We start from the raw sequence: 18,280 nt of genomic DNA, 5'->3' as shown, positions 1-18,280 counted from the left end.
TGAGGCGGCGCTTTTGCCTTTTAGGGAACCCCGTCTCTTCAGTCGTTTCCCTTTAGACGTTGGAAATGGGGGTCGGGGCCAGCTTCCATACTTCGTTGGCGTAGTCCGCGATGGTGCGGTCGGAGGAGAAGCGACCGGAGTAGCAGATGTTCAGCCAAGCCTTCTTAGCCCATGCCATCTCATCGGCGTCATAGTCAGCAGCCATGCGGTCGCGGGTCTCACGGTAGTCAGCGAAGTCACCCAGAACGTAGTAGGTGTCCTGAGCGTGCTCGCCATAACCATCCAGAAGCGAGGAGCGCAGGTCACCAAACATGCCGTTATTCTCCGAGCCCAGAGTGCCATCAGTAAAGGCATCCAGAACGCGGGCCATTCCCGGAACAGAGTTGTAGAGTTCACCGGGGTTGTACTCGGCGCGCAGCTGCGGGATCTCCTCGTTGCGAGCGCCGAAGATGTAGGCGTTTTCTTCGTCCACTGCCTCAACGATCTCTACGTTGGCGCCATCCATGGTGCCCAGCGTCAGAGCGCCGTTCATCATGAACTTCATGTTGGAGGTACCCGATGCCTCCTTACCCGCGACGGAAATCTGCTCGGAGACATCTGCGGCCGGGATAATATGCTCGGCGGGGGAAACGTTGTAGTTCTCCACGAAGACAACGTTGAGCACGTCCTTGGTAGCCGGGTCGTTGTTCACCAGATCACCGATGGTGTTGATGAGCTTGATGATGGCCTTGGCGCGGACATAGCCCGGGGCTGCCTTCGCACCGAAGATGAAGGTGCGCTTCGGAACAGTTTCACCATCGACCTTGATGCGGAAATAAAGATCCAGGATGTACAGAGCATTCATGAGCTGGCGCTTGTACTCGTGGAGGCGCTTAATCTGGACGTCAAAAATCGAATCGGGGTCCACAGTGGAGCCTTGGTGCTCCTCAATCCACGTAGCAAAGTCCTGCTTGTTTGCACGCTTGACGTTGATGAGCTGACGCAGAACCTTTTCATCTTCTACCAACGGTGCGAGCTTGGCCAGTTCGGTCAGATCAGTGACCCAGGCATCGGAACCGGCCTGCTCAGTTAGTAGGCTCGACAGGCGCGGGTTGCACATGCGCAGCCAGCGGCGCGGGGTCACTCCGTTGGTCTTGTTATTGAACTTCTCCGGCCACAGTTCATGCCACTCGGACAGAGTATCTGCCTTGATGATCTCGGTATGCAGTGCCGCCACGCCGTTGATGGAGTAGGCAGCGTAGCAGGCAATCCACGCCATGTGGACCTGGCCGTTGGAAACGGGAGCCATGTAGTCGATACGGCCCTGATCCAGCCCGCGCTGGGTCATGTCCTCACGGAATCGACGGTCAATTTCCTCCACAAGCTCCCAGATGCGCCAGAACAGCTTCTGGAAGATGGAGACTTCCCAGCTTTCCAGGGCCTCTGCCAAGACGGTGTGGTTGGTATACGCGAAGGTCTCAGTGACAACCTTCCACGCTTCATCCCAGCCCATCCCATGCTCGTCGAGAAGCAGGCGCAGCAATTCCGGAATAGCGAGCACCGGGTGGGTGTCATTGAGCTGGATGCAGTTGTACTTGGCAAAGCCTGTGAGATCGTCACCGTGGTGCTCAATGTAGTTATCAATCATCTGCTGCAGAGACGCAGAGACGAAGAAGTACTGCTGGCGAACGCGCAGGACTTTGCCTTCGTAGGTGGTGTCGTTGGGGTAGAGCACGCGGCAAATGTCCATAACGCGCTCGCGTTCAACGATGGCCTCGGTAAAGCGCTGGGAGTTGAAAGCGTCATAGTCGAACTCATCGATCGGTTCGGACTTCCACAAGCGCAGGGTGCCAACGTTATCGGTGCCATAACCGGTAATGGGCATGTCATACGGGATGGCGCGCACATCCATGTCATCGAAGTGAACGCAGCGCTGCTCGGAGGCGCGGCGAATGATGAAATCGTAGCCATTCTCCATCCAAGCATCCGGCTCCTCGCGCTGGAAACCGTCCTCGAAGGACTGGCGGAACAAGCCATAGCGGTACAGGAGACCATAACCGGTCACCGGGTAATCCTGGGTTACGGCGGAGTCGAGGAAGCACGCGGCAAGGCGGCCCAAACCACCGTTACCCAGAGCGGCATCATGCTCGGCCTCGAGAACATCAGCCAACTCGTGTCCGGCGGCCTTGGCAGCGGCGCGGGCCTCATCGACGAGACCGACGTTGGTGAGGTTGTTGAGCAGCGCGCGGCCCTGCAGGAACTCTGCGGAGAAGTAGTGCTGCTGACGGGCAGCGGCATACGCGCTGCGGGTGGCTTCCCAGTTATCGGCAATCTGTTCCATGACTGCGGCAGAGAGGCCGGACCAGAACTTGCGGTTGGAGGCGGTTGGCGGTGTCACACCGGCGGCGGCGCGGACGTGCCCGGGAACTGCGGTCTGAAAATCAGCGTGCTGGGGCTGGCTCATGAGATTCCTTAGAAGTTGCACTCGAAATGTGTGGAAAATACCGCCTACAAGCTTAACCAGTTCCTTGGCGACACGCAGTGAGCACGTTTGGCTTTAGTGCTTGAGAAAAGACAGGACCGCAGCGGCGGCGGCACGCGTAGCGGAGTCCATCGTGGGAGCGTAGTCCGGTAGGAAGGTGGACTGGTGGTTAACCGGAGGGTTATCAAGGAGCTCATCTGGGGTAGAGCCGATGAACCAGAAGTAGTAAGGCACGCCCCATGCCTGCGGAATATAGCAAAAATCCTCAGACACTGTGGACGGCGTGGCGGTGACAGAAAGCTCCCCAAAGACCTGGTCGAACGAGGCGCGCACAGCATCGTGGGCGACGGGGTCGTTATCGGTCACTTCGCCATGAGCGTAATACTCAAAGGTTGGCTCGGCGGGGCAACCAGAAGCTACGCACTCCGCGCGCACCATGCGTTCTAGAGAAGCGTAGACGCGTTCGGCTAACTCCGGCTTGTAATAACGGGTATTGAGCACCAGCTCGGCGCTGCCGGGGATGATGTTGTTCTTGTCTCCTGCATGTAGTTCGCCCACGGAGATGACAAAGAAGTCGTGGGGAGGAACCTCGCGGCCCACGATGGCTTGGAGGCGCGTGACCACCATTGCGGCAACGTAAGAAGGGTCGATGGATTCGTGCGGCATAGAGGCGTGAGCGGAGCGGCCTGTGATGTGGATGCGCAGGGAATCGCAGCCAGCGAGGATGGGGCCAGATGTGGACTGGACCTGGCCTGCAGGTCCAGGCATGACGTGCTGACCCAAGCAGACATCCGGCTTCGGCACGCGTTCGGTGAGGCCATCGGCAATCATGTATTTTGCGCCCATGGAGGATTCCTCCGCTGGTTGGAAGAGGGCGAGGAAGGTGCCTTGCCAGGCGTCGCGGTGGACGTCGATAAGCGCACAGGCTCCCAAAAGTGCGGTGGTGTGGACGTCGTGGCCACAGGCATGCATCTTGCCGTTGGTGGCGGCGAAGTCAACGCCGGTTTCCTCGGCTACCGGTAGCGCGTCGAAGTCCGCGCGCATGAGCGCTGTGGGGCCGTCGCCATTGCGGAAAATGGCGACGATGCCATGGCCTCCGATGTCAGTGACGACCTCACAGTCATACGTGTCGAGCTGCTCCAGAATGCGGCCGGCAGTACGTTCCTCCTCGTGGGGAAGCTCTGGGTGGGAGTGCAGATCCTCGTAGAAGGCACGCTGCCAAGAAAGGTCAACAGCGTCACTGTCAAGAAGGGCCGCGAGTGTGGGATCTGCCATAGTTACTCTCCTTCAAGTTAGGGTAGGGTTGCCTACATGCCAATGATTCAGTTTGATGTTCTGGTGCCGAATGCCCAAGTCGAGCGCGTTGCCGAAATCTTTTGTACTGCCACGCAGAAGCTGGTAGATAACAACTCGCTGACCTCAGCCGATGTTACCCACGTAGAGGAACCGGCGATCCAAGAGGGGCTGGAGGAGCAGCTGCGCCAGACCTACCGCGACGAGCATGAAGACCGCGACCTCGACGGTGCGAGTGTTCACCGCTACGAGATTGCGGTGGAGGGCGTGACCGGGTCGGTCAATCAGCTCACCATGGTGCTTGCCCGTCTACTCACGCCCCATGCGGTGCTGCCGAAGGATCACGTCCTGCTCGAAGATGAAGTAGCACACGAGCGCCCGGCCATCTTCCCGTGGTCGGTGCAGGTTAACCCCTAGCGTCCGGAACGGATGCCTCAATAAATTCTGTCACGAGGCGCTCGGCGGCGCTGCTGATTGCTGCGGCCACCTCACTGCTGGTGGCATTGCTCCCGTCGCTTTCTAATTCTTGGAGCAGTGCCCCGGCTGGGGCCGGGGCAGTTGCGGAACCGGCAACGATGCCGAGAGTCGGGGAACCTGCTGCTTCTTCCGTGAGCTCGGCTAGCGTGCCGACTACTTTTCCGGTGAGGGATTGTTCGTCAAAGCGGCCTTCGCCAGTAATGAGGAGGTCGGCCTCCGCAGCGAGCGTGGGGAGATTAAGTGCTTCAGCGACGTAGCGCCCGCCGGGAACGATTCGGCAGTGCTCATCTGTGCCCCACAGCGTGCGCGAAAGCCAGCTCAACGCAATCGGGATTCCGCCGGCCGCGCCCATAAATTCCGCCTGCGGATTGGTATCAGTGACTGCGCACAGCTGGAGCATGGCGCCAGCCAGTAGCGCTACCTGCTCGCCCTCGGCGCCTTTTTGTGGGCCATACATTGTGGCCGCCTGGATGGGGACTGCGCGCGTATCAGTTACCAACGTGTAGTCCAGCAGGGCAGCTTTCATGTTGAGTTGCGCGGTATCGATGGTGTTGAGGGTGACCAGTGGGGCGCCGCCTTTAGGGAGTGCATAGCCGCGTGCATCGTGGGCTGCCGCGCCTAATGCGGTGAGAATTCCCAGGCCGCCGTCGATACTGACGCTTCCACCCAAGCCTAAGACAATGTGCTTTGCGCCGCGCGCCTCCGCATCAGCGATTAAAACACCGGTGCCGTAGGAATCTGCATGCAGCGGGTCGAGGGCATCGGATACAGCAGGCAGGCCGGTCGCCGCGGCAACGTCGATAAACGCCTCCTCGCCCACGAGGTAGTAGCTGGCTTCGGTGAGTCGGCCCACCGCATCCGTGGTGGGTAGCGTAATAGTCTGGCCAGTGCTGCCAGTACGCGCGACTGCGGCGCTGGCGAGTACCTCAGCAGTACCTTCGCCGCCATCAGCCATCGGAAGCGTTGTCACAGTGGACGTAGCGGAAAGCCCGGCACTATTCAGGGCGCGCCGGGCACCGAGAGCTATCGCGGCAGCGGCCTCGTTTGCAGTGGCGGTGCCTTTAAAAGAGTCAGGGGCAACAAGGATGCGCATGGTCACGAGTATATGGGCCCTCGTGTGACGAAAAAATTTTGGGTATCTGAGCTGCTAGTTAGTGATTAGTGGGCCAGCCCAGGTTGCAATTTAGGTCGCATGATAGAAAACTAACAACTGTTCATTAAATGAAGCACTTTCCATTCGGAACAGTGCCAGATGAAAGGATTGCCATGTCCATCGACCAGCAGATCTCTGACTATTACAGCAAGCTTCTGAAGCGGAACGCGGGCGAACCCGAGTTCCATCAGGCGCTTGCTGAGGTCCTTGATTCCCTCAAGATCGTCCTTAACAAGGATCCGCACTACGCGGATTACGGCCTGGTGGAGCGTCTGTGCGAGCCTGAGCGTCAGCTCATCTTCCGCGTCCCGTGGGTCGATGACAATGGTGAAATCCAGGTCAATCGTGGTTTCCGTGTGCAGTTCAACTCCGCGCTAGGCCCATACAAGGGCGGCCTGCGTTTCCACCCCAGTGTGAACCTGGGCATTATCAAGTTCCTCGGTTTCGAGCAGATCTTTAAGAACTCCCTGACTGGCCTGCCCATTGGTGGTGGCAAGGGTGGCTCGGACTTTGACCCTAAAGGCAAGTCTGATGCTGAAGTCATGCGCTTCTGCCAGTCCTTCATGACTGAGCTGCACAACCATATCGGTGAATACCGCGACGTTCCGGCCGGTGACATCGGTGTGGGCGGCCGCGAAATTGGATACCTCTTCGGCCAGTACCGCCGCCTTGAGAACAAGCACGAGTCCGGCATCCTCACTGGTAAGGGCCTGACCTGGGGAGGGTCGCTCGTGCGTACCGAGGCTACCGGCTACGGCTTGGTGTACCTCACCGAAGAGATGATGAAGGCGCACGGCGAGTCCTTCGATGGCGCGAAAGTTATTGTCTCTGGTTCCGGCAACGTGGCCATCTACGCCGCCGAAAAGGTCCAGCAGCTAGGCGGCACCGTTGTGGCCATGTCGGACTCCTCCGGCTACATCACCACCCCGAAGGGCGTGGACTTGGAGCTGCTGAAGGACATCAAGGAAGTCCGCCGTGAGCGTATCTCCGCGTATGCCAAGGAGGCTGGCGAAGGAGTCGAGTACCACGACGGCGGTAACGTCTGGGAGGTCCAGGCGGATGTCGCTCTCCCGTGCGCAACCCAGAACGAACTCGATGGTGATGACGCCAAGCTGTTGGTCGACAACAAGGTGCGCTACGTGGCGGAGGGCGCCAACATGCCGTGTACCCCGGAGGCAGTTCACTACTTCTTGGACCGGAAGATTGCCTTCGCGCCGGGCAAAGCAGCTAACGCGGGTGGTGTTGCTACTTCCGCACTGGAGATGCAGCAAAACGCCTCCCGTGACTCTTGGACCTTTGAGTACACCGATCAGCGCCTGCACGACATCATGTCGAGCATTTTCCGCAACATCGATAAGACGTCGAAGGAATATGGGCTTGACGGTGACTACGTGGCTGGTGCCAATATTGCCGGTTTCAAGAAGGTAGCGGACGCCATGCTGGCGCAGGGCGTTATCTAACGTTCGGCGTCAGGCGTTCTGCCGCGATGCAACCTCCACCCCTCGCGCTAACAAACAAGAGCGCGACGGGGAGGTTTTCGCTGTCAACACCCGCGTGGGATACGTCGCGCTGCGCACGGGCTTGGTTAGGCTGGTGCCATGTACCGCGTTTTTGAGTCCCTCGATGAACTTGTTCGCAATCTGGAACAGGCCTACGCCGTTCCAATGACCTCCAATTGCATGGTCCCGCGCCACGAGATGCTGGCGCTTCTTGATGACCTTCGTAATGCCCTCCCCGTCGAAATGGATGACGCTCAGGACGTCTTGGACAAGCAGGATGAGATTCTGCAGGGCGCGGAGGAGCGCGCGGACCAGATTATTTCTGATGCCAATGCCCAGGCAGATGACACGGTTACTCGTGCGCGTGAGGATGCGGATGCCATGCTTGCCGACGCTCAACATCGCGCCACCACCATGGTGGCCCAAGCCGAAGATGAAGCTACCAACCTAGTGGATAACGCCCGCGCCGATGCTGAGCGCACCCGCGCCCAGGCAGATGAGGAATACCAGCGTACCGTTGCCGCCGGACAGGCAGAGCAGGAACGTCTCGTTTCTGAGTCTGAGGTTGTGCGCCGCGCTGATGATGAGGCGCACCGCATTGTCGAAACTGCGCATTCTGAGTCCAACCGCCTGCGTACCGAGTGTGATGAGTTTGTGGACGCAAAGCTGGGCGAATTCGAGACCACGTTGTCTGATCTGCTGCGCACCGTGAACAATGACCGCTCCGCTCTGCGCCGCGGCGCGGGAGTGCGTTCCCGAGGCGAGTCGCGCGGTGACTCCCGTGCCGAAGGTCGCCCAGAGGGCCGTGAGGCACGCGGTGAGGCGCGTAGCGAAAGCTGGGACCGCGGCGAGACCCGTCCGCGCCGTGCGCCCCGCGCACCGCGCGACTACTAGAACGCACAACGTACAAAGCTCCCAGCCGAGGCCGTTAGGCCGTTGCCGGGAGCGTTACTCGGAGCTCATTCTTAAGCTGCGGCGGGGTAGGAGCGGCGCGAGGCATCGGGAGCCTGGGAGGCCTCGCGGGCAGCCTCGGCGCGGCGAATGCGGTCAGCTTCAGCTGCAGGCATGGTACTTAAAGCGGCAGCGAGGCCAGCAGCAATAATACCGGGTAGGGCATAGAGTACCCACATGCTGCCAAAGCCCAGCCCGCCCGTCAGGGGATCAGTGAGGGGAGCCCATGGGGCGCCAGCCACGGCGATCATGAGGTCAACTGCGCCCACGCTGAGCATCATCATGCCGACGGTGAGGAATGCTGCGGAAATAGATTCCCGGGCGCCCCAGACAATGAACGCGGCAAACAGAGAAAACAATGCCGAGGAGATAATCACGGTGGAGCTGAAATGCAGCGGCAGCAGCGCCACGGCGCCCACCATAATGCCGGCGAGGGCGGCGATCGGCGCCACGTGGTGCAGCACAAGGCCATCACGGCCAAAGACACTCGGCCGATGTCGCGTCACCACGTGCCGGAAAACCACACCGATGGCGGCCAACACCACGGCTGGGGCGAGGCACTGCACTGGGTAGAGCCCCGCGAGGTTGTGCGCCGCGTCCGTGATGGTGGCTGAATGAGTAGTGGCGTTGCTCATGTCATTCCACCGTAGGGGTGCAAGCACCACTTAGCGAGTGCTGCACACAAGTCCCTACGCGGTTGTGCCCCAGCATTCAGGCTGTTGCCAGTCAGCGGGGGTCAACTGGCAGGCATTGCCAGCTGGCACCGGAGTGGGGGATTAGGCGGCACAAGGTAAGCTGGGTGATGCTATGAATTCACCTTTGAAGTTCGACGTGACGGAATTGTTGCGCAGCCAAGGCTCCGAAGTGCTGCCCGAGCACCGCGTTCAGACCGGCCCCGCCCCGGAACGCATCGGCGTGGAAATGATCGCCATTCCGAAAGGCGATGAACTAACGGTAGACGCCACCCTGACCCCATTGGGATCGGGCATTCTGGTGGATGCCGATGTCACTGGCACCCTCAGCGGCGAATGCGCGCGCTGTTTGGCGGAACTCCACCCAGAATTGGATCTCCACGTGTCCCAGGTCTTCGCGGCGGATGAGTCTTTCATCAGTGGAGACGACACCGATGAGCACGACCAAGGCTCCGGTGATGAAGTACCGGAGGTCAAAGATGGAATCCTCGATTTGCTGCAGACCGTTATTGATGAAGCCGGTTTAACTTTGCCTTTCGCCCCGACCTGCGAGGACGGCTGTGAAGCAGATACACCGGAGGGCGTTACCACGGGTGTCTCTGGTGAAGAAGAACGTGTGGATCCTCGCTGGTCAGGTCTGGAGAAGTTCCTATGAGCAAGAAAAAGAAGCTCACAGGAGAAGAAGCCCTCGCAGCTGCCTATGCCGAGGTAGACCACGCCCCGTTGCTCGCCGCACTGGGCGTAGACATCAGTGACGAACACCTGTGTTTGGCACTGACGCACCGATCCTTTGCCAACGAGAACGGCCACCTACCCAATAACGAGCGCCTCGAGTTCCTCGGGGATGCCGTGCTGGGTTTGTCGATTGCCGCGAAGCTCTATGAGCGCTATCCGTCCCGCCCGGAATCGGATATCTCCAAGATGCGCGCCTCCATCGTCTCGCGCTACGGCCTGTCAGATGTGGCCCGTGAGATTGATCTGGGCAAGCACATTTTGTTGGGCAAAGGCGAGCAGACCACCGGCGGTCGCGATAAGGACTCCATCCTCGCTGATACCACGGAAGCGATCCTGGGAGCGATTTACCGCCAGCACGGATTCGAAGTAGCACGCAAGGTCATCCTGAACCTTTTTGCCGCCAAGATCGAGAACGCCGTGGTGTCTGGCCGCCATATGGACTGGAAGACAACTCTGCAGGAGCTGTGCGCGGAGCTGAAGGCAGCAATGCCGGTCTATTCGGCTACTTCTACTGGGCCGGAACATGATCAAACCTTTAGCGCCGTGGCCACTGTCGCTGGTCTGACCGTGGGGCGCGGTACGGGCCACAACAAGAAGCTCGCGGAGCAGAAAGCAGCGGAAGAAGCCTGCCAAGCGCTGCGCGAAACCCCGCTTCTAGTCCAAGGCACTGCAGCCAAAGAGAGCTAGATGCCGGAGCTTCCAGAAGTCGAATCCGTTCGCCGCGGCCTTGAGCCTTACATCGCTGGGCGTACGTTTACCTCGGTAGAGGTGCTGCACCCGCGGGCGAACCGCGGGCAGGAGGAGCCACTCGCAGCGCTCCTGGAAGGCCGGACCATTGCTGCGGCGGCACGCCGAGGCAAATTCATGTGGCTCGAATTCGCTGATGAAGACCTGAGCGATCCGGCCCGCGATGTCCTCTTTATCCACTTAGGAATGTCCGGCCAGGTGCGCATCGGCGCGGTGGACTCCCCGCACGTGCGCATTCGGGCTGTGCTTGATGACGCCACCCCCATCAGCTTCGTCGACCAGCGCACCTTCGGGTACTGGCGTCTGGCTCCGTGGCTGACGATGGCGCACATTGCGCCTGACCCGCTGGAGCCGGATTTCGACATCACTGCGGCCGCGCGCCGCATCCGCGCCAAGAAGACCGCCGTCAAGGTGGCTCTTTTGGACCAAACTGTCGTCAGTGGTGTGGGCAATATCTATGCCGATGAGGCTCTGTGGGCAGCAGGTATCTCCCCGCTGAAAAAGGCGAGCACCCTGCGTCAGAAAGACGCCGTGGCTATTGTCCACGCAGCCACCGAGGTTATGCGCGCTGCGCTCGACGTTGGCGGCACCAGCTTCGATGCGCTCTACGTCAATGTCAATGGCGAATCCGGGTATTTTGACCGGTCCTTGCATGCCTACGGACGTGGCGGTCGGCCTTGTGATCGATGCGGAACCGAACTAGTAAAAACCGTCGTGGGAGGACGCGGCACGCACTATTGCCCCTCCTGTCAGCGCAGGGGTGCTGCTTAGGGGGCGCACAAGTAGGTCTCTAGTAGGTGGTGCCGTTAAGATTATGGCCCATGCAAGAAGTTTTTAGCACTGTGATTGGTGCCATTAATAACAGCCTCTGGTCCTATGTTTTGCCGTGGCTGCTCATCGCCGCCGGCCTCTTCTTCGGTATCCGTACCGCTGTGGTGCAGGTGCGTATGGTGCCGGACATGTTCAAGGCGGTCGTCGAAAAGCCCAAGGGCATCGGCGTGGATGAAGATGCCAATTATGGCGGAATTTCGGCATTCAAGGCCTTCACGATTTCCGCAGCATCCCGCGTCGGAACCGGCAACGTTGCGGGTGTTGCCGTGGCGATTTCGGTGGGTGGCCCCGGTGCGGTGTTCTGGATGTGGCTCATCGCCATTTTGGGTGGTGCTACGGCATTCGTGGAGTCCACCTTGGCTCAGCTGTGGAAGGTACGCGAAGGGGATGCCTATCGCGGTGGCCCCGCCTACTACATGTCCCGCGGACTGGGCTGGACTCCGCTGGCGACTGTGTTTTCCGTAGCCATCGCGATTACCTTCGGATGGTTCTACAACGCCTTCCAGACCAACGCTATTTCTGATTCCCTGGCTGCTTCCTTCGGTCAGGATTCCCTAGCGTTTAAGGCAGGCGTCGGCATTGCCATCGTCCTCGTGGCAGGCCTCATCATCGTTGGTGGCGTGCAGCGTATCGCTACTATGACGCAATTTATTGTTCCCTTCATGGCAGCTGCCTACCTGGTCGTTGGCTTCATTGTTGTGGCGTTGAACTTTGACAAGGTGCCGGACATGGTTGTGTCTATCATCGGTTCTGCCTTCGGCTTCCGTGAGGCGGCTGGTGCCACCTTGGGCTTGGCTATGCTCAAGGGCATTCAGCGTGGTTTGTTCTCTAACGAAGCCGGTGAAGGTTCTGCCCCTAACGCCGCGGCAACTGCCACGGTGTCCCACCCAGTCAAACAGGGCCTCGTCCAGACTCTCGGTGTGTACTTCGATACCCTCGTGGTCTGCTCCATTACGGCTTTCATCATTTTGCTGGGAACCGACTTTGAGACTTTCGGCTCTGATGCCATTGAAGGCGTTACGCTGACTCAGAACGCTCTTGCCGGAACGGTAGGTGAGTGGGGAATCCACTTTGTCACCTTTATCCTCTTCTTCCTAGCGTTCTCCTCCATCCTGGGCAATTACTACCTTGCCGAGTCCAACGTGGAGTACCTCTCGGAGAAGAAGTGGGTGCTGTGGGCTTTCCGCATCATCGTGCTGGCCTTCGTCTTCTATGGTGCGGTCGCGCCGTTGGGTACCATCTTCGATCTTGCCGATACCGGCGCGGCCATCATGGTGCTGCTCAACGTGTGCGCCATCGTGCCGCTGTCGGGCGTGGCCATTAAGCTGCTTAAGAACTACAACGAGCAGCGCCGGACAGGCGTGGACCCAGTCTTCCACCGTGATATGCTGCCCGAACTGAAGGGCGTGGAATGCTGGGATGGCTCGGATCCGGTAACCCGCCGCAGCCTGGAGGATCGCCGCCAACTGCAGCACCAGCGCGATTTGGGTGATCGCACGAATTTGAGGGAGTTTTAAATGACACAGCAGCGCCTGACCGCGTTCGTTCTCGGCTCCGTGCAGGGCGTAGGTTTCCGTTGGTGGACCCGTTCCCGCGCCTTGGAATTGGGCTTGGCTGGCCACGCCACCAACCTGCAGGACGGCCGCGTTCAGGTTGTCGCCGAAGGCCCACGTGAGAAGTGCGAGCGTTTGCTGGAATTGCTGCGTGAAGAACCGTCCACCACCCGTCGCCCTGGCGTGGTTGAGGCCGTGGTGGAGCAGTGGGCCGAGCCACGCGGCGAGTCCGGCTTCATCGAACGCTAAACTGGTTCGAATGCACCTCAAATCGCTCACGCTCAAAGGATTTAAGTCCTTCGCGTCTGCGACGAACCTGAAATTCGAGCCCGGCATTTGTGCCGTTGTGGGCCCGAACGGCTCGGGTAAGTCCAACGTCGTCGACGCCTTGGCGTGGGTCATGGGCGAAGGAAGCGCTAAGACGCTGCGCGGCGGCAAGATGCAAGATGTCATCTTCGCCGGTGCCGGCGAGCGCAAAGCCTTAGGACGTGCTGAGGTTACCCTCACCATTGATAACTCGGATGGTGCGCTTCCCATTGAGTATTCGGAGGTTTCCGTCACGCGGCGCATGTTCCGCGATGGCGCGAGTGAATACGAGATTAACGGCGCTAAGGCGCGCCTCATGGACATCCAAGAGCTGCTCTCAGACTCCGGTATTGGTCGCGAGATGCACATCATTGTGGGCCAAGGAAAGCTGGCAGAAATCCTGGAATCGCGGCCGGAGGATCGTCGCGCCTACATTGAGGAAGCCGCAGGTGTGCTGAAGCACCGCCGCCGCAAGGAAAAAGCACAGCGCAAGCTCACTGGCATGCAAGCCAACCTTGACCGCTTGCAGGACCTGACTGATGAATTGGGCAAGCAACTCAAACCTTTGGCACGCCAAGCCGAAGCTGCGAAACGCGCCGCCTCGGTGCAAGCGGATCTTCGTGACGCCCGCTTGCGCTTGGCCGGCGACCGCGTCGTCCGTGTCCGTGCGACCTTCGAGGATGCTGAGCGCCGCGCCGAGGTGCTTGCTGAGCAGGTCGAGGAAGTTACGGCGCAGCTTGAGGAAGCCACCGCGAATCAGTTGGAGATTGAGGCAGAGCTGGGGGAAGTGTCACCGCGTGCGGAGGCAGCTCAAAAACTGTGGTTTGATTTGTCGACTCTCTCGGAGCGCATTTCCGCTACGCAACGCATCGCAGCTGAGCGCGCCAGCAACGTGGGCGCACAGGTAGCCTATGCCGGTCAGGATCCGGACGACTTGGACGCGAAGGCCCAGCTTGCCGACGACTCCCATGCCGAACTCCTCGCCGCCGCCGAGGAGGCTGCGGAGCGGCTTGAATCGATTCGTGAGGAAGTAGCGGAACGCCGTGAGGCCTTCGAGGCTGCGGATAAAGAGCACATGGCACAGTTGCGTGCCATTGCTGATAGGCGCGAAGGCGTAGTTCGCCTCATCGCTGCCGAGGAAAACCTAGCGGGCCAAGTCGCCGCTGCCGAGTCGGAGCTAGGCCGCCAAGAAGAGACCCTGTCGAGCACCAAGGCTCGCACGAGGGACGCGCAGACGGAAGTAGATGAGGTGGCTGACAAGTTGAGCACGCTTGCCTCTGAGCGCGAGCCACTCGAAGAGGCACACGTGCGTGCGGCCAGTGAATCTGCTGCCGCTGACAAGCGCTTGGAACAACTGCGCGATGCCCAACGCGAACGTGAGCGCGCCGTGTACTCCCTCCGCGCGCGCATCGACACCTTGGGCCAGACTGCACCGGAGGCGCTCGACTTGGGCGAGGGCTTCGCACCTCTGGCAGATTTCATCTCCACGCGTTATGAGACTGCCGTCGCCGCTGCGCTCGGGTCTTTCGCTGAGGCGCAAGCAGGTGCTGTGAGCGAGGAGATCGTCGCTAACTTGGCGGAAGCTAGCCGTACGCCGCTGGTCGACGTCTCCGCGGCCGACCTGGGCTCTGGAGCTTCGAGCTCGGCTACTGGCTGGCGTCTCGACGCAGACCTGCCCAGCGGAGCGGAATGGCTGTTGGACCACATGGTGGTGGTCCCCGAGGTGTCAGCGGCGCTGACGCGGTTGCTGTCCGATGTCGTCCTAGTCAAGGATTTCTCTGCCGCACGTGCAGTTGTTGCCGATGACCCGCGCCTGCGTGCGGTGACCCCGAAGGGCCTGCTCGTCGGCGAAGGCTGGGTCGAGGCCGGCACCGGCAGCACCTCTACCGTGGAGGTCAGCGCCCATATCGCGGAAGCTGAAAAGCAGTTGGACAAAGCCTCCCAGGAATTGGAGGAGCTTTCCGGAACTCTCGAAGGCGCGAAGATTGCTGCTGACGATGCACGCGTTGCCGCCGCTAGCGCTAAAGCAGCCCTGCGTGAGCACGACCAGGAGGTAGAGGCCTGGAAGCGTGACCATCAACGCTTGCTCAAACAATATGAGGCCAACAAGGCAGAGCATGAGAAGTCGGCAGCTCGTGCCACCGATATTGAGGTCCAGCTCGTGCGCCTGCGCGAAGAATTGGATGAAGCTCGCGACCGCTTGTCCCGCGTTGATACGGATGAGCAGTCCGATGAACCGTCCTCTATTGAACGCGATGAGGCGTCCACAGCTTTAGAACAAGTCAAGGCCATGGAGGTCGAAGCTCAGCTTGCTGCCCGTAGTGCCGAGGATAAGGCAGCTCAAGCCGCGGGTAGGGGAGACGCCTTGCGCCGCCAAGCTCAACACGAACGCCAAGCCAAGGCCCGCCATGACCAAGCGATGGCTCGGCGTCAAGCGCAGGCGCAGTTGGCTGGGGCCGTGGATAAACATGCCCAAGACGTAGCCGCGCGTGCAGCCCATGCCCTGGAACGTGCTGCTGAGGAGCGCGATGAACTCGTGACCCAGCGGGGAGTGTTGCAGGGCCGTGCCCAGACCGCAAAGCAGGCAGTATCCGCTACCCGCCAACAGTTGGATAGGCTTACTGATTCTGCCCACAGCTCAGAAATCGCACGCAGCCAGGCGCAGGTCCGAGTAGATGAAGCCGAGGCCAAGATCGTCGAACAGCTCGGTATCGCGATTCCGGATTTGCTCAAGGATTACACTCCGGGCGAGGACTTCGACCGTGCGGCGGAGACTGCACGTCTCAAGCAGGCAGAGAAGGACCTTAATTCCTTGGGCAAGGTCAACCCCCTCGCCTTGGAAGAGTACAAGGCTTTGGAGGAACGCTATACCTTCCTGTCGACGCAGCTCGATGACGTCATCCAAGCCCGCAAGGACTTAACGGGTGTCATTGAAGATGTCGACGCGCAGATTCTGCAACTGTTCACGGACGCGTGGCACGACGTGGAAGCCGAATTTCCGAAAGTCTTCCAGACGCTCTTCCCAGGCGGTGAGGGCCGACTCATCCTTACCGAGCCTAATGACATGTTGGCGACCGGCATCGAAGTCGAGGCGCGCCCACCGGGCAAGAAGGTCAAGCGTCTCACCTTGCTTTCGGGTGGTGAGAAGTCCCTGACCGCGTTGGCGATGCTCGTGGCCATTTTCCGCGCGCGTCCCTCACCGTTCTATGTCATGGATGAGGTGGAGGCCGCGCTTGACGACGTCAACCTGCGCCGCCTCATCGCCCTCTTCGAAGAATTGCGTAAGGATTCGCAGCTCATCGTCATTACGCACCAGAAGCCAACGATGGATGTGGCCAATGTCCTCTACGGTGTCACCATGCGCGGCGATGGTGTTACGCGTGTCATCTCGCAGAGGATGAGCCGCGCTGGCGACGCCCCCGGCTCCGCACAAGCTGCAGAAGACGCCACGCGCCTGGGCGTCGATGCTCCGCGCCCGCAGTAATCGCGGGCGAGGAAGGCGAGCAGTGCTTCCCTGCCTATTTCACTGGCTTTTCTTTGGCTCGTGGTGCCCGCGGTGCGCAACCCTGGCACTATGGAGGGCATGAATACTACGTATCTGTGGATTGCGATAGCAGTCATCGTTCTGATCCTGCTGGTGATCGGGCTGGTCGTGCTGGGTAAGAAGCGCGGCGAGTCAAAGAAGGTCTCTTTTGAAAAGCCCGTAGAGAAGCCCAAGGAGCTCACCCAGCAGCAAAAATCGGGTAATTACCAAGCCAAGTCCGGCTTTAACTTTGCCCCCGCTGGCGGTGATGCTACCAAGCAGCCAGCTAGCGCGCCGAAGGCTAACGAGCCGCAGAAGCCCGCTGAGTCCCACAAGCCCGCAGAGCCGCAGGCAGCGAGCCCCAAACCCGCGGCCGCAGAACCTGTACAGCGAGCTGAGGCCGAGCCGGAACGTCAGCCTGAAGCCCAGCCCGAGCAGCGTGACGCCACGCAACTGGCCAATGAGCAACTCAGCGGCACCGCGCAGACCCGAGAAGCAGAGCCGGCTAAGCCTGCCGCGCCGGCAGAGCCAGCCAAGGCTGAAGAAAAGCCAGCCGCGCCGGCAGAGCCGACCAAGAAGGTAGAAGACACGCCCGAGAAGGCTAAGGAAGCTGAGTCCACTGGCGGTGCTGTCGCTGCTGGTGCCGCGACCGCAGCGGCCGCTGGTGCGGCCGTGACAGGTGCTGCAACCGCTAAGGGGGAGGAGCGCGAAGACGAGGCTCAGGATTCCCTCACTGAGAAGGAAGCTCCGGTTCAGACGGAGGCCGATGAGCCCATCGCTGACACGCAGGAAGAAGAGCAGCCAATCGAGGAACCTGAAGCAGAGGCTGACACAGCTGCAGAAGCAGAGGCAGAGGAAGCTGCTGCGGCGGCGGGGGAGCAGGCGGCGTCGGCAAGCGCGGCGCTCGAAACCGAGCCGGAGGAGCTCGAGGTTTCCGAAGACGCAGAGGTCGTTGAGGCTCCAGCGCAGCCCCAGGAGGACATCGCGCCGGCAGCGGGCCGTTTGGGCAAGCTCCGTGGGCGCCTGTCGCGTTCCCAGAACGCCATTGGCCAGGGCCTCATGGGCATCCTGTCTGCCGGTGACCTTGATGATGACGCATGGGAGGACATCGAGGACACCCTCATCATGGCGGACCTCGGCACCAAGGCCACCATGCAGGTCACCGATTCTCTGCGTGACAAGATTGCGGAACGCGGCGTGAGCTCCGAAGAAGAAGCACGCGCCATGCTGCGCGAAGCGCTCATTGAGGTGGGCCACCCAGAAATGGACCGCTCCATCAAGGCAATGCCGAACGAGGGCAAGCCGGCCGTCATCATGGTGGTAGGTGTCAACGGCACAGGCAAGACCACCACGACCGGTAAGCTCGCCCGCGTGCTCGTCTCCATGGGACACAACGTGCTGCTCGGAGCTGCCGATACCTTCCGCGCAGCGGCCGCAGACCAGTTGGAGACCTGGGGTCGCCGAGTCGGCGCCACCACTGTTCGCGGCAAGGAAGGCGCAGACCCCGCCTCCGTGGCCTTCGATGCTGTTGCAGCCGGTGTGGACCAGGGCGTCGACGTTGTTCTCGTCGACACCGCTGGCCGCCTGCACACCTCCGTGGATCTTATGGACCAGCTGGGCAAGGTCAAGCGCGTCGTGGAAAAGAAGACCGAGGTGGATGAGGTCCTGCTGGTGCTGGATGCCACCGTGGGGCAGAATGGTCTGACCCAGGCGCGGATCTTCCGTGACGTCGTGGACATCACCGGCGTTGTGCTCACCAAGTTGGACGGTACAGCCAAGGGCGGCATTGTCTTCCAGGTTCAGGAGGAACTGGGCGTGCCGGTGAAGCTCGTGGGCCTCGGCGAGGGCGCAGATGACCTCGCCCCGTTCGAAATCGAGGGCTTCGTTGATGCCCTGTTGGGAGAAAAATAGAGGAATTTCTTCAGGCGGAATTCTGCCTGATCTATTCCTATATCTCTTCTGAGACCGTAGCGCCTCAGTGGGAAGGCGCTACGGTCTTTTTAAAGCGCAAATAATGTGCTTTGTGGGAGGTCACAATGATAGTCTGAGACGGTCCTGT

General features: G+C 60.4%; 14 protein-coding genes. 10 read left to right on the top strand and 4 right to left on the bottom strand.

The annotated features are described in order from the left end of the window. Positions 1-52: 52 nt before the first annotated feature. A complete protein-coding gene (locus tag NX84_RS09020) occupies positions 53-2,443 on the bottom strand; it encodes a glycogen/starch/alpha-glucan phosphorylase (protein WP_039676007.1) in 2,391 nt (796 codons plus the stop codon). A 93-nt stretch (positions 2,444-2,536) separates the two neighbouring features. Further along, entirely contained in the window at positions 2,537-3,736 is a 1,200-nt protein-coding gene (locus NX84_RS09015; RefSeq protein ID WP_039676005.1) for an amidohydrolase, read from the bottom strand. A 36-nt stretch (positions 3,737-3,772) separates the two neighbouring features. Between NX84_RS09015 and NX84_RS09010 the strand changes: the two genes are divergently transcribed. Next, positions 3,773-4,171, top strand: a complete 399-nt coding sequence (locus tag NX84_RS09010; protein ID WP_039676003.1) for a hypothetical protein — start codon at positions 3,773-3,775, stop codon at positions 4,169-4,171. Here the strand turns inward: NX84_RS09010 and NX84_RS09005 are convergent. Continuing rightward, positions 4,161-5,324, bottom strand: coding sequence for a glycerate kinase (locus NX84_RS09005; RefSeq protein ID WP_039676266.1), 1,164 nt, complete (start codon positions 5,322-5,324; stop codon positions 4,161-4,163). The two genes, NX84_RS09010 and NX84_RS09005, sit on opposite strands and share 11 nt — an antisense overlap. Positions 5,325-5,497: 173 nt before the next feature. Between NX84_RS09005 and gdhA the strand changes: the two genes are divergently transcribed. Beyond that, positions 5,498-6,844: an NADP-specific glutamate dehydrogenase gene (gene gdhA, locus NX84_RS09000; RefSeq protein WP_039676002.1), complete on the top strand. Its 1,347-nt coding sequence runs from the start codon at positions 5,498-5,500 to the stop codon at positions 6,842-6,844. Positions 6,845-6,982: 138 nt separating this feature from the next. After that, the gene (locus tag NX84_RS08995; protein ID WP_039676000.1) at positions 6,983-7,777 is read left to right on the top strand and encodes a DivIVA domain-containing protein; all 795 of its coding nucleotides are present in this window, start codon (positions 6,983-6,985) and stop codon (positions 7,775-7,777) included. A gap of 71 nt (positions 7,778-7,848) precedes the next feature. On the opposite strand, the gene NX84_RS08990 is transcribed toward NX84_RS08995, so the two are convergent. Further along, positions 7,849-8,469, bottom strand: coding sequence for a hypothetical protein (locus tag NX84_RS08990; protein WP_174519874.1), 621 nt, complete (start codon positions 8,467-8,469; stop codon positions 7,849-7,851). 172 nt (positions 8,470-8,641) lie between these two features. Here NX84_RS08990 and NX84_RS08985 point away from each other — a divergent pair, with 172 nt between their 5' ends. The 7 genes from NX84_RS08985 (at position 8,642) to ftsY (ending at position 18,132) form a co-directional block, all read left to right on the top strand. Beyond that, positions 8,642-9,181: a YceD family protein gene (locus NX84_RS08985; protein WP_039675998.1), complete on the top strand. Its 540-nt coding sequence runs from the start codon at positions 8,642-8,644 to the stop codon at positions 9,179-9,181. Beyond that, positions 9,178-9,948, top strand: a complete 771-nt coding sequence (gene rnc / locus NX84_RS08980; RefSeq protein ID WP_039675996.1) for a ribonuclease III — start codon at positions 9,178-9,180, stop codon at positions 9,946-9,948. The genes NX84_RS08985 and rnc overlap by 4 nt, the downstream gene beginning before the upstream one ends. Beyond that, positions 9,949-10,779: a bifunctional DNA-formamidopyrimidine glycosylase/DNA-(apurinic or apyrimidinic site) lyase gene (gene mutM, locus NX84_RS08975; RefSeq protein ID WP_039675994.1), complete on the top strand. Its 831-nt coding sequence runs from the start codon at positions 9,949-9,951 to the stop codon at positions 10,777-10,779. Positions 10,780-10,829: 50 nt separating this feature from the next. After that, a complete protein-coding gene (locus tag NX84_RS08970) occupies positions 10,830-12,356 on the top strand; it encodes an alanine/glycine:cation symporter family protein (protein ID WP_039675992.1) in 1,527 nt (508 codons plus the stop codon). Next, positions 12,357-12,641, top strand: a complete 285-nt coding sequence (locus tag NX84_RS08965) for an acylphosphatase (protein ID WP_039675989.1) — start codon at positions 12,357-12,359, stop codon at positions 12,639-12,641. Positions 12,642-12,651: 10 nt separating this feature from the next. After that, positions 12,652-16,182: a chromosome segregation protein SMC gene (gene smc, locus NX84_RS08960; RefSeq protein WP_039675987.1), complete on the top strand. Its 3,531-nt coding sequence runs from the start codon at positions 12,652-12,654 to the stop codon at positions 16,180-16,182. 99 nt (positions 16,183-16,281) lie between these two features. Continuing rightward, positions 16,282-18,132, top strand: a complete 1,851-nt coding sequence (gene ftsY, locus NX84_RS08955; protein ID WP_039675985.1) for a signal recognition particle-docking protein FtsY — start codon at positions 16,282-16,284, stop codon at positions 18,130-18,132. Positions 18,133-18,280 lie beyond the last annotated feature (148 nt).

It is taken from the genome of Corynebacterium minutissimum (genome assembly GCF_000805675.1).
GTDB lineage: Bacteria > Actinomycetota > Actinomycetes > Mycobacteriales > Mycobacteriaceae > Corynebacterium > Corynebacterium minutissimum.
The sequence above is the reverse complement of the archived record's forward strand: the minus strand, read 5'-3'. Positions and strand labels throughout refer to the sequence as shown.